The sequence below is a fragment of the Bacillus sp. NPDC094064 genome, from assembly GCF_050279585.1.
Lineage (GTDB): Bacteria > Bacillota > Bacilli > Bacillales > Bacillaceae_G > Bacillus_A.
In genome coordinates this window covers 193,063-206,044 of the sequence record NZ_JBNNUI010000003.1, presented here as the reverse complement: position 1 = coordinate 206,044, position 12,982 = coordinate 193,063, and the positions used below count along the sequence as shown (strand labels likewise).

Genomic DNA, 12,982 nt, shown 5'->3' with positions numbered 1-12,982 from the left:
CAGGATAATATGCTGTCTGCTTTTTAAATTCATATATGAATTAGGGCTGAAGGTAAAGAAAGTAAAAGTAGACAACGCTTGACAATGAAAATTGCGATAGATACAATGAGAATGTATATTTTTTCTTATATACGAAACACTCTTCTCAAGAAGAGAAGTAATATTCGGAGTAAGACTTAAATCTTGCCGAAATAATAATATGACATTTTAATTGTGAAATGAAGAAAGTCCCTTAAAAAAGTGGGACGACGGTCTTTGCTGTATGTTGGTATTCAATGTACATGCCGACAGTCTTTTTTCATTCATAGCAAGGGGAGGTGAAATCATGAGTAGTACAGTTTGGATACTCATCTCCATTTTGCTTGCAACAGTCGGTGCAGTTGTTGGCTTTTTTGTTCGAAAGTCTATTGCTGAAGCGAAGATTAATGGTGCAGCTAATGAAGCGAAACGTATTCTAGACGAAGCGAATCGTGAGGCTGAAGCACTTAAGAAAGAAGCGCTTTTAGAAGCAAAGGATGAAATTCATACACTTCGTACAGAAGCTGAATTAGAAATTCGTGACCGTAGAAGCGAATTACAAAAACAAGAAAATCGTTTAATGCAAAAAGAAGAGAACCTTGATCGTAAAGACGAAACGCTCGATAAACGCGAGCTACAGTTAGAAAAGAAAGAGGATTCTCTTGTAGCGAGACAACAACAGATTGAAGAGTTGGAAAGCAAAGTGGGAGAGTTAGTTCAAAAGCAACAAACAGAATTAGAGCGCATTTCCAATCTGACACGCGAACAAGCGAAAGCAATTATTCTTGGTAAAGTAGAAAGTGAAGTTTCTCATGAAATTGCCGTAATGGTAAAAGAAAGTGAAGTTCGTGCGAAAGAAGAAGCGGATAAGAAAGCAAAAGAAATCTTATCTCTTGCAATGCAGAGATGTGCAGCTGATCATGTTGCTGAAACAACCGTTTCGGTTGTAAATCTTCCAAATGACGAAATGAAGGGACGTATTATCGGACGTGAAGGTCGTAATATTCGTACGTTAGAAACGTTAACAGGTATTGACCTTATTATTGATGATACACCAGAAGCGGTTATCCTTTCTGGATTCGACCCAATTCGTCGTGAAACAGCTCGTATCGCTCTTGATAAACTTGTACAGGACGGACGTATTCACCCAGCGCGTATTGAAGAGATGGTCGAAAAATCAAGACGTGAAGTGGACGAGTATATTCGCGAAGTCGGGGAGCAAACAACGTTTGAAGTGGGTGTTCACGGATTACATCCAGATTTAATTAAGATTTTAGGTCGTTTAAAATACCGTACAAGTTACGGTCAAAACGTCTTAAAACACTCTATGGAAGTTGCATATTTAACTGGACTTATGGCAGCGGAGCTTGGCGAGGATGAAAAACTAGCAAGACGTGCTGGTCTATTACATGATATCGGAAAAGCGATTGACCATGAAGTAGAAGGTAGCCACGTTGAAATTGGTGTCGAACTCGCAACGAAGTATAAAGAGCATCCGGTTGTAATAAACAGTATCGCATCTCACCATGGGGACACAGAACCAACTTCTATCATTGCAGTTTTAGTTGCAGCAGCAGATGCATTATCAGCTGCAAGACCAGGAGCTCGTAGTGAAACGCTTGAGAACTACATTCGTCGTCTTGAAAAGTTAGAAGAAATTTCAGAGTCTTATGAAGGCGTAGAAAAATCTTTCGCAATTCAAGCGGGACGTGAAGTTCGTATTCTGGTAAAACCAGATACAATCGATGACTTAGAAGCTCATCGTTTAGCTCGTGATATTCGAAAACGTATTGAAAATGAACTGGATTACCCAGGACATATTAAAGTAACTGTTATTCGTGAAACACGTGCAGTGGAATACGCAAAATAAAGTGGTGAAACACCACTTTATTTTTTTGTGTTGGAATTGGTTAAAATAAAGGAAATTAGCATACAAGTGAAACAAACTTATAATACATATATTGTAAGGGAATTACTTGAAGCTATAGTAATAAAAAATGTAGTACATAGGAAGGGTAAGACATATGAGAATATTATTCGTTGGGGATGTAGTAGGATCTCCTGGTAGAGGTATGATTCAACAATACGTACCGGCATTAAAGAAGAAATATACACCTACAGTAACCATTATTAATGGAGAAAATGCAGCAGGTGGACGTGGAATTACGGAAAAAATATATCGAAACTTTTTAGAATGCGGGGCACAAGCGGTTACACTTGGAAACCACGCTTGGGATAACCGTGAAGTATTTGAATTTATTGATGATGCAAAATATCTTGCAAGACCAGCTAACTTCCCAGAAGGAACTCCAGGAAAAGGGCTTATTTTTGTGAACTGTAATGGAACAGAAGTGGCAGTTATTAACTTACAAGGACGTACATTCCTTCCTCCAATTGATTGCCCATTCCGTAAAGTGGATGAATTAATTAACATTGCAAAAAAACGTACGAATATTATCTTTATTGATTTTCATGCGGAAACTACAAGTGAAAAACAAGCGTTAGGTTGGTATGTAGATGGTCGTGCTACAGCGGTAGTAGGTACACATACGCATGTTCCTACAGCAGATAATCGCATTTTACCAAGCGGAACGGCATACATTACAGATGTTGGTATGACAGGACCGTACGATGGAATTTTAGGTATGGACCGAGAAGCGGTATTGAAGAAGTTTTTAACAAACTTACCGGTACGATTTGAAGTGACAAATGGTAGAACACAATTAAGTGCGGTGCTAATTGATGTGGATCCTAATACAGGAAAAGCTAAAAAAATTGAGCGTATCTTAATTAATGATGATCAACCATTTTTTGAGTAATTTCTAGGTAAAAATTAGAAAAGTTATTATTTTTTAATTTTTTAGAAAAATTACAGAAATTTAGCAGGAATACGCGTCATTCCTCGTGAATATAAGTTAAAGTGAAATAATTGCTAATACTTTTTATAGAAACGAGGAGGAAACGCGGAATGGAAATATTAAAAGTTAAAGCAACGTCGGTCCCTAATTCTGTAGCTGGTGCACTTGCAGGTGTTATTCGCGAACGCGGAACAGCAGAAATTCAAGCCATTGGTGCAGGTGCATTGAACCAAGCGGTAAAGGCAGTAGCAATTGCAAGAGGATTTGTAGCGCCTAGTGGTTTGGACCTGATTTGTATCCCAGCGTTCACAGATATTATGATTGATGGGGAAGAGCGTACAGCAATAAAATTAATTGTAGAACCTCGTTAAGTTTAAACAACCTGTTTGCAGTATGCAAACAGGTTGTTTTTATAATGGAGGAATGGAAATGAAAATTTTTGATGCTCATTGTGATGTGCTCTTTCAGCTCTGGAGTGCAAAGGGAAAGAAAGACTTTCGAAATGATTCACAATTACATATTACTTTTGAACAATTAAAGAAAAGAAAAGGAAGTATACAATGTTTTGCTGTATATGTACCCGAAACAGTAGCATATGAAAAGCGTTTTGAAGCCGCATTACAAATGATAGATATTTTTTATAATGAAATTTTATCACTACCAGGTGTGAAGTTTATTCAAACGAAAGAAGATATAAACAGGTTAAAACAGGACGAGATTGGGGCGTTATTAACATTAGAAGGATGCGAAGCAATTGGAAAAGATACAATGAAATTACGGCTCTTTTATCGCCTAGGAGTGCGTTCCTTTGGACTGACATGGAACTATGCCAATTTATTAGCTGACGGTGCGCTAGAGACACGCGGGGCAGGTTTAACGACTTTTGGTCAACATGTTGTACAAGAACTGAATATGTTACATTTGTGGACCGACGTGTCTCATTTGAATGAAAGAAGCTTTTGGGATGTTATAGAAATTGCTACAAATCCAATTGCATCCCATTCAAACTGCTATAAACTTTGTCAGCATCCACGCAATTTAAATGATGAACAAATTAGAGCGCTCATAAAGAAAAATAGCATGATTGGTGTTACGTTTGTACCGCAATTTTTAACAAGTGAAAGACAGGCGCATATAACAGATATAGTAAGACATATCGAACATATCTGTTCATTAGGTGGAGAAGGAAATATAGGATTTGGTTCAGATTTCGATGGGATTTTGGAGACGGTTGTAGATGTATCAGTATATAGAGATTATGAAAATGTAATGAATGAGCTGTATAAGCACTATGCCGCATCTACTGTAGAGCGATTTTTATATGATAATTTTGTTGAATATATAAGTTTTTAATATTTGTTTTAAAAATTCAGAAAAATTAAAATAAATTCATTTGATATTATTGCTTTTTTTAAGACCTAATACTAGAATGAAAAACGAAATAGCTTTATACTAAAGATTCAGGGAAATCAGAAGAGGCATAATTTGCGTCCGTTGTAGTTTATTTGCATAAAAAATGCTAAACTATTACTGTAAAAAAATACACTACAATGAATGCAGCCAAAAGGGGTGTAGGAGATGATTAGTCAACTTTCATGGAAAGTTGGAGGCCAACAAGGTGAAGGAATTGAAAGTACAGGAGAAATTTTCTGTATTGCATTAAACCGATTAGGATATTACCTATACGGTTACCGCCACTTCTCATCACGTATTAAAGGCGGCCATACAAATAATAAAATTCGTGTAAGTACAACAGAAGTACGAGCGATCTCAGATGATTTAGATATTTTAATTGCTTTTGATCAAGAAACAATTGATTTTAATTTCCATGAACTACGTCCGGGTGGGATTGTAGTTGCGGATGCGAAATTTAATCCAACAATACCTGATAACACAGATGTAAATCTATATGTGATCCCGTTTACAGATATTGCCTCAGAATTAGGCACATCATTAATGAAAAACATGGTTGCAGTTGGGGCGTCAAGTGCGGTATTAGGATTAGATGAAACAGCTTATTTAGATGTTGTTGAAGAAATCTTTGGTCGTAAAGGAGAGCAAGTCGTTCAAAAGAATATGGACGCAATTAAACGCGGCTCTCAATATATGAAAGAATTGCTAGGTGAGAAGGTAAACATGATGCAGCTTGAAAAAGCTGATGGTCAGAAACGCATGTTTATGATTGGGAACGATGCAATCGCATTTGGTGCGGTAGCTGGTGGCGCTCGTTTTATGTCAGCATATCCAATCACACCTGCATCTGAAATTATGGAATACTTAATTAAAAAATTGCCGAAAGTTGGCGGAACAGTAATCCAAACTGAGGATGAAATCGCAGCTTGTACAATGGCAATCGGTGCAAACTATGCTGGTGTTCGTACATTAACAGCATCTGCTGGTCCTGGTCTTTCTTTAATGATGGAAGCGATTGGTTTAGCTGGTATTACAGAAACACCATTAGTAATTGTTGATACACAACGTGGTGGTCCGAGTACGGGATTACCAACGAAACAAGAGCAGTCTGATTTAATGGCGATGATTTACGGTACGCATGGTGAAATTCCAAAAATCGTAATGGCACCAAGTACAGTTGAAGAAGCTTTCTATGACATTGTAGAAGCATTTAACTTAGCTGAAGAATATCAAGTTCCTGTTATTTTCTTAACGGATTTACAACTTTCTTTAGGAAAACAAACTGTAGAACCACTTAAGTTAGATAAAGTGGAAATTCGCCGTGGTAAGCTTGATTTAGACATAGAATTACCAGAACGTGAAAATAAAGCATACTTCAAGCGTTATGAAGTAACAGAAGATGGCGTTTCACCACGTGTTTTACCTGGTATGAAAAATGGTATTCACCATGTTACAGGTGTAGAACATGATGAAACGGGTAAACCATCTGAATCAGCAATAAACCGTAAAGATCAAATGGACAAACGTTTCCGTAAAATGGAGAACTTGAAGTTTAATACCCCTGTTTATAAAAATGTTAAGCATGAAGAAGCAGACGTATTGCTTGTTGGATTTAACTCAACTCGTGGTGCGATCGAAGAAGCAATGGAACGTTTAGAACAAGAGGGTATGAAAGTAAATCATGCTCATGTGCGTTTAATTCATCCGTTCCCAACAGCTGAAATCGATCCACTTGTGAAAAATGCGAAGCGCGTTGTAGTTGTAGAAAACAATGCAACAGGTCAGCTTGCTAACATTATGAAAATGAATCTTGGTAACGGTGAGAAAATTTCTAGTCTTTTAAAATATGATGGAAACCCATTCTTGCCGAAAGAGATTTACAACGAATGCAAAAAAGGGGTTGTATTAAATGGCAACATTTAAGGACTTTCGTAACAGTGTAAAACCAAACTGGTGCCCAGGTTGCGGAGACTTCTCGGTGCAAGCTGCAATTCAACGTGCAGCAGCTAACGTTGGCTTAAACCCAGATGAACTTGCTGTTATTTCTGGTATTGGCTGTTCAGGCCGTATTTCAGGTTATATTAATTCATATGGTGTGCATAGTATTCATGGTCGTGCCCTTCCAATTGCACAAGGTGTGAAAATGGCAAATCGTGATTTAACAGTTATCGCATCAGGTGGTGACGGTGATGGATTTGCGATTGGTATGGGACATACAATCCATTCTATTCGTCGTAACATCGACATTACGTACATTGTAATGGATAACCAAATTTACGGATTAACAAAAGGGCAAACTTCACCACGTAGTGAAGCTGGATTTAAAACGAAAAGTACACCACAAGGTTCAATTGAACCGTCACTAAATGTTATGGAAATGGCTTTAACAGCTGGTGCAACATTTGTGGCGCAAAGCTTTTCAAGTGATTTAAAAGAATTAACACAAATTATTGAAGCTGGTATTAACCATAAAGGATTTTCATTAATTAATGTGTTCAGCCCATGTGTAACTTACAATAAAGTAAATACTTATGATTGGTTTAAAGAGAATTTAACAAAACTAAGTACAGTAGAGGGATATGATCCGTCTAATCGCATGATGGCTATGCAAACGTTAATGGAAAATAACGGATTAGTAACAGGTTTAATTTATCAAAATACAGCACAACCTTCATACCAAGAACTTGTAAAAGGCTACAGTGAGAAGCCTTTAGTACAATCTGATTTAAATATGGATCAGAAAATGTTTGATGAACTTGTTGCTGAATTTATGTAATATAAGAAGAGAAGGTTGCCATTTGGCAACCTTTTTTAATGAGTAAAAATATAAGGTAGTTATATTTACTTAGAAAATTCAGAATGGTAAAATAATATATAAATCGTTGTATGAAAATGGCAAGTTCATTGCTAATGAAATGCAAGATAAGACAGAGACTATTTTTTGTTAAAATTGGCGAAACGCTTCATACTATGGTAATGTTTATAGGGATAAAGCAATGTGCTTTTGAATAGGACAAAAAGAAATACGAAAAGGGAATGTCTATTTGTGTGGGGAAGACTTCATTCTTGTAGATGATTAGATTGATTACTCAAGTTTCAAAGGACAAGTTATCTCTCAAGCTATCTAACCATTTTTGAGGTGGGTCTAAGCGCATTTAGATGGACTATAGAGTGTGTATAGTTAAGGGTGAAAGGAGATTACCGATGAACGAGCAACAACGATTAGCAAGTCAACAAGCAAATTCCTCTACGAAAAAAGAAGAGAAAGATTATAGCAAATACTTTGAAAGTGTATATCAACCACCTTCCTTAAAGTTGGCGAAAAAGCGCGGGAAAGAAGAAGTTAAAATTGAACGGGATTTTGGCTTACCTGAAGAGTTTCGTAATTTTGGTGAGGGAAGAAAGTTTTATATTCGTACATACGGTTGTCAAATGAATGAGCATGATACTGAAGTAATGGCAGGTATTTTCACAGCACTTGGATATGAACCGACATTTTCAACTGAGGAAGCAGATGTCATTTTATTAAATACTTGTGCCATTCGTGAAAATGCCGAAAATAAAGTGTTTGGTGAACTAGGTCATTTAAAGTCACTAAAACGCAGAAATCCGGACCTTTTAATTGGTGTATGTGGTTGTATGTCTCAAGAGGAATCTGTTGTAAATAAAATTATGCAAAAAAATCAGCATGTAGATATGGTATTTGGCACGCATAATATTCATAGATTACCGTACATTCTGAAAGATGCAATGTTCTCGAAGGAGACGGTAGTTGAAGTGTGGTCAAAAGAAGGAGATGTAATTGAAAACCTTCCGAAAGTACGTCGTGGTGATATTAAAGCTTGGGTAAATATTATGTATGGCTGTGATAAGTTCTGTACGTATTGTATTGTACCGTATACACGCGGAAAAGAGCGAAGCAGACGTCCAGAAGATATTATCCAAGAGATTCGTCATTTAGCTGCGAGTGGTTATAAAGAAATTACGTTACTCGGACAGAACGTAAATGCATATGGTAAAGACTTTGAAGATTTTGAATACGGTCTCGGCGATTTAATGGACGAACTCCGTAAAGTTGATATTGCCCGTATTCGTTTCACAACGAGCCATCCACGTGATTTCGATGATCACTTAATTGAAGTGCTTGGAAAAGGTGGAAACCTAGTGGAACATATCCATTTGCCAGTTCAATCTGGAAGTACAGAGATGCTGAAAATTATGGCGCGTAAATATTCACGTGAGCATTATTTAGAGCTTGTAAAAAAAATTAAAGAAGCAATTCCAAACGCAGTATTAACAACTGATATTATCGTCGGTTTCCCAAATGAAACAGATGAACAATTTGAAGAAACGATGTCGTTATATCGTGAAGTAGGATTTGATACGGCCTTTACCTTTATTTATTCTCCGCGCGAAGGTACACCAGCTGCGAAAATGAAAGATAATGTACCAATGGAAGTGAAGAAAGAACGTCTTCAACGCCTAAATACACTAGTAAATACGTTGGCAATTGAAAAGAATAATCGTTATAAAGGTCAAATTGTAGAAGTGTTAGTTGATGGGGAAAGTAAAAATAACGCGGAAGTACTTGCCGGTTATACTCGTACGAATAAACTTGTAAACTTTGTTGCTCCAAAATCTTTGATTGGTCAGCTTGTGAAAGTAAAAGTAACGGATGCAAAAACTTGGTCTCTTAACGGAGAATTAGTTGAAGAGCCGATTGAGGTGGAATAATAGATGAAAGTATATACGAAAGATGAAATTGTTGAGCAAGCGAAAGAATTAGCAAAAATGATTTCTGAAACAGAAGAAGTTGATTTCTTTAAGCGAGCAGAGGCACAAATTCATAAAAATGAAAATGTAAAGCGCGCAATTGATGAAATTAAAGCACTTCAAAAACAAGCAGTAAACTTGCAACATTATGGGAAATGGGAAGCTTTGAAAAAAGTAGAAGCTGAAATTGATGCCTTGCAAGATAAGCTAGATAATATCCCAGTTGTCCAAGAATTTAAATCTTCACAAACATACGTAAACGACTTATTACAGTTAGTTGCTAGTACGATTTCTAACAACGTAACAGATGAAATATTAATTTCAACTGGTGGCGATGTATTGAAGGGTGAAACGGGAGCAGCAGTAGACAGTAAAAAAGGAAATTGTGGTTGTTAAAGAGATGTCATGTTGACATCTCTTTTTTTTAGTAGGTTAAACGTAAGTTCTTCTCAAAAAAAGAATGACACATTCCGCTATTGTCACGCATATGATTAAGTGAATAGTGATTGAGGAGGGTTACGAATGTCCGAATTTAGAGAGATTATTACAAAAGCAGTGGTTGGAAAAGGACGTAAGTATACAAAGTCAACGCATACATGTGAATCGAATAATGAGCCAACAAGTATTTTAGGGTGCTGGGTAATTAACCACTCGTACGAAGCAAGAAAGAATGGAAAGCATGTGGAAATTGAAGGTTTCTATGATGTGAACACTTGGTATTCATTTGATGGGAATACAAAGACTGAAGTTGTAACAGAACGTGTGAACTACACGGATGAAGTAAGTATTGGGTATCGTGATAAAAACTTTTCTGGTGACGATTTAGAAATTATTGCTCGTGTTATTCAGCCACCAAACTGTTTAGAAGCTCTTGTATCGCCAAATGGTAATAAAATTGTTGTAACTGTAGAACGTGAATTTGTAACGGAAGTAGTTGGCGAAACGAAAATTTGTGTAAGTGTAAATCCTGAAGGATGCGTGGAATCAGATGATGATTTCCAAATTGACGATGATGAGTTTGAAGAATTAGATCCGAACTTTATCGTTGATGCAGAAGAAGAGTAATAGAAAGCTAGGGAGAAGTTCTTCCTAGCTTTTTACTTTACATAAGTCACGCTTGAATAAACATGATTCCTTATGAAATGTGCTATAATGAGGACAGACTCCTGAAATAGGAGATATGGATGTCCGTGAAATGTGACATAAATGAATATAGATTATTCTGTAAGAATTATGGAGGAGAAGTATGACGCAATATACGCCTATGATACAGCAATATTTAAAGGTTAAGGCAGACTATCAAGATGCCTTTTTATTTTTTCGCTTAGGTGATTTTTATGAAATGTTCTTTGAAGATGCTGTTAAGGCAGCTCACGAACTTGAAATTACATTAACGAGCCGAGATGGTGGGAGTAGTGAGCGTATCCCGATGTGCGGTGTACCATACCATGCGGCTAAAAATTATATTGAACAACTTGTTGAAAAAGGATATAAAGTAGCTGTTTGTGAGCAAGTGGAAGATCCTAAAACGGCTAAAGGTGTAGTACGTCGTGAAGTAGTGCAATTAATTACGCCAGGAACGATGATGGAAGGGCGTACAATAGATGAGAAAGAGAATAATTTCTTAGCAGCATTAACACATTTTGAAGATGGATCGTATGCTTTAGCTTGTAATGATTTAACGACTGGACAAAATACAGTAACGTTATTGACAGGTTCAGTAGAAGATATTTTATTAGAAGTGTATGCAACTGGTTCAAAAGAAATTGTTGTAGATTCTACATTTTCAAAAGATGAATTAAATAAATTAACAGAAACATTAAAGATGACGATTTCGTATGAAGATACAACAACAATTCCTGAAGGATTAGAACACCTTGTGAAAAATGTTTCACAAGCAAAGTTAATTAAAGCAGTTGGGCGCTTATTTAACTATGTAATAAGAACGCAAAAACGTTCATTAGATCATTTACAACCAGTGGAAATTTATTATACGAATCAATTTATGAAAATTGATGTGCATTCAAAGCGCAATTTAGAACTGACAGAAACACTTCGAACGAAAGAAAAAACAGGATCCTTATTATGGCTATTAGATAAGACGAAAACAGCTATGGGTGGTCGTATGTTAAAACAGTGGATGGAACGTCCACTTATACAGAAAGAACGAATTGAAGAACGTTTAGAAATGGTTGAAACGTTTGTAAATGATTACTTCTTACGTGAAGATTTAAAAGAAAAGTTAAAAGAAGTATATGATTTAGAACGTTTAGCAGGGAAAGTTGCATTTGGTAATGTAAATGCACGAGACTTATTACAATTAAGACGTTCATTACTTCAAGTACCAGCTATTTTAGAAGCGATTAGTTTGTTAGATAATGCTTATGCATCAAGGTTAATTCAAGGTGCAGATCCATGTGAAAGCTTAACAGAGTTATTAGGAAGAAGTATTCAAGAAAACCCACCGCTTTCGATTAAAGATGGCGATATTATTAAAGACGGTTATAATGACAAGCTTGATCAATACCGCTACGTGAGCAAAAACGGAAAAACGTGGATTGCTGAGCTTGAAAAACGAGAACGTGATATTACAGGTATTAAATCGTTAAAAATTGGTTACAATCGTATTTTCGGTTATTACATTGAAGTAACGAAAGCCAATCTTGCGGCACTTCCAGAAGGACGCTATGAGCGTAAACAAACGCTTGCTAATGCTGAACGTTTCATTACAGATGAACTGAAAGAAAAAGAAACGTTAATTCTAGAAGCAGAAGAAAAAATTGTACAACTAGAATACGATTTATTTACAGCACTTCGTGAAGAAGTAAAAGTATTCATTCCGAAATTACAGCATTTAGCGAAAGTAATTAGTGAATTAGATGTACTGCAAAGTTTTGCGACGGTTAGTGAAGAAGAACAGTTTGTAAAACCGGTTTTAACAACGCAGCGCGAAATCTTTATTAAAGATGGTCGTCATCCGGTCGTTGAAAAAGTATTGAACGGGAAATTGTATGTACCAAATGATTGTATTATGCCAGAGAGTATGGATGTCTTTTTAATTACAGGACCGAACATGTCTGGTAAAAGTACGTATATGAGACAGTTAGCACTTGTAACGGTTATGTCACAAATCGGTTGTTTCGTACCAGCGACAGAGGCAGTATTGCCTGTATTTGACCAAATTTTTACGAGAATTGGTGCAGCAGATGATTTAATTTCAGGTCAAAGTACATTTATGGTCGAAATGTTAGAAGCGAAAAATGCCATTGCAAACGCATCAGAAAGAAGTTTAATTTTATTCGATGAAATTGGGCGCGGTACATCTACGTATGATGGTATGGCCCTTGCACAAGCAATCATTGAACATATTCATGACCAAATTGGTGCGAAAACATTATTCTCTACACATTATCATGAATTAACGGTGTTAGAAGAAAGTTTAGACCAACTGAAAAATGTACACGTTTCAGCAATTGAAGAGAACGGAAAAGTAGTATTCCTTCATAAAATTCAAGATGGTGCAGCAGATAAAAGTTACGGAATTCACGTTGCGCAACTCGCGGAGCTTCCAGATAGCTTAATCGCTCGCGCGAAAGAAGTGCTAGCGCAGCTAGAAGGACAAGAAGAAATCATTATTCCAAAGCGTGCAGAAGTGAAAGTACAAGAAGTTGCTCCTGAACCAGTAGTTATAAAAGAAGAACCGGTAGAAGTGCAAGAAGAGAAAGAAGTGACTGAAGAAGAATCACAACTATCTTTCTTTAGTGCAGAACAGTCTTCGAAAAAACAAGACAAGCCAGTGTTAGATGCAAAAGAAACGGCAGTACTTGCGCAAATTAAAAAAATTGATTTACTTGATATGACACCTTTAGAAGCGATGAACGAACTGTATCGCTTGCAGAAAAAGTTAAAGAAAGGATGAG

10 protein-coding genes are annotated in these 12,982 nt (G+C 36.6%); all 10 read left to right on the top strand.

Features of this window, described 5'->3' with window-relative positions; genetic code table 11:
* The first annotated feature begins 325 nt into the window (after nucleotides 1-325).
* The 10 genes from rny (at nucleotide 326) to mutS (ending at nucleotide 12,981) form a co-directional block, all read left to right on the top strand.
* On the top strand, nucleotides 326-1,888 hold the full coding sequence (rny, locus tag ACQKNI_RS08810) for a ribonuclease Y (protein WP_000099773.1): 1,563 nt from the start codon (nucleotides 326-328) through the stop codon (nucleotides 1,886-1,888).
* Between the two features lie 154 nt (nucleotides 1,889-2,042).
* The gene (locus ACQKNI_RS08805; protein WP_003199419.1) at nucleotides 2,043-2,837 is read left to right on the top strand and encodes a TIGR00282 family metallophosphoesterase; all 795 of its coding nucleotides are present in this window, start codon (nucleotides 2,043-2,045) and stop codon (nucleotides 2,835-2,837) included.
* A gap of 149 nt (nucleotides 2,838-2,986) precedes the next feature.
* On the top strand, nucleotides 2,987-3,247 hold the full coding sequence (gene spoVS, locus ACQKNI_RS08800) for a stage V sporulation protein SpoVS (RefSeq protein WP_000404341.1): 261 nt from the start codon (nucleotides 2,987-2,989) through the stop codon (nucleotides 3,245-3,247).
* A 22-nt stretch (nucleotides 3,248-3,269) separates the two neighbouring features.
* The gene (locus ACQKNI_RS08795; protein WP_098841218.1) at nucleotides 3,270-4,229 is read left to right on the top strand and encodes a dipeptidase; all 960 of its coding nucleotides are present in this window, start codon (nucleotides 3,270-3,272) and stop codon (nucleotides 4,227-4,229) included.
* A 225-nt stretch (nucleotides 4,230-4,454) separates the two neighbouring features.
* A complete protein-coding gene (locus ACQKNI_RS08790) occupies nucleotides 4,455-6,212 on the top strand; it encodes a 2-oxoacid:acceptor oxidoreductase subunit alpha (protein ID WP_088230069.1) in 1,758 nt (585 codons plus the stop codon).
* Nucleotides 6,199-7,065 carry a 2-oxoacid:ferredoxin oxidoreductase subunit beta gene (locus ACQKNI_RS08785; RefSeq protein WP_000190154.1) on the top strand — a complete coding sequence of 289 codons (867 nt, stop codon included), beginning with the start codon at nucleotides 6,199-6,201 and terminating at the stop codon, nucleotides 7,063-7,065. The genes ACQKNI_RS08790 and ACQKNI_RS08785 overlap by 14 nt, the downstream gene beginning before the upstream one ends.
* 428 nt (nucleotides 7,066-7,493) lie before the next feature.
* Nucleotides 7,494-9,023 (top strand): tRNA (N6-isopentenyl adenosine(37)-C2)-methylthiotransferase MiaB, encoded by a 1,530-nt coding sequence (gene miaB, locus ACQKNI_RS08780; RefSeq protein ID WP_088230068.1) that lies wholly within the window; start codon nucleotides 7,494-7,496, stop codon nucleotides 9,021-9,023.
* A 3-nt stretch (nucleotides 9,024-9,026) separates the two neighbouring features.
* Complete coding sequence (locus ACQKNI_RS08775; RefSeq protein WP_088230067.1) at nucleotides 9,027-9,458, top strand: RicAFT regulatory complex protein RicA family protein; 432 nt, start codon at nucleotides 9,027-9,029, stop codon at nucleotides 9,456-9,458.
* A 126-nt stretch (nucleotides 9,459-9,584) separates the two neighbouring features.
* Nucleotides 9,585-10,127, top strand: a complete 543-nt coding sequence (gene cotE, locus ACQKNI_RS08770; protein ID WP_088230066.1) for an outer spore coat protein CotE — start codon at nucleotides 9,585-9,587, stop codon at nucleotides 10,125-10,127.
* Between the two features lie 181 nt (nucleotides 10,128-10,308).
* Nucleotides 10,309-12,981: a DNA mismatch repair protein MutS gene (mutS, locus tag ACQKNI_RS08765; RefSeq protein WP_088230065.1), complete on the top strand. Its 2,673-nt coding sequence runs from the start codon at nucleotides 10,309-10,311 to the stop codon at nucleotides 12,979-12,981.
* Nucleotide 12,982 lies beyond the last annotated feature (1 nt).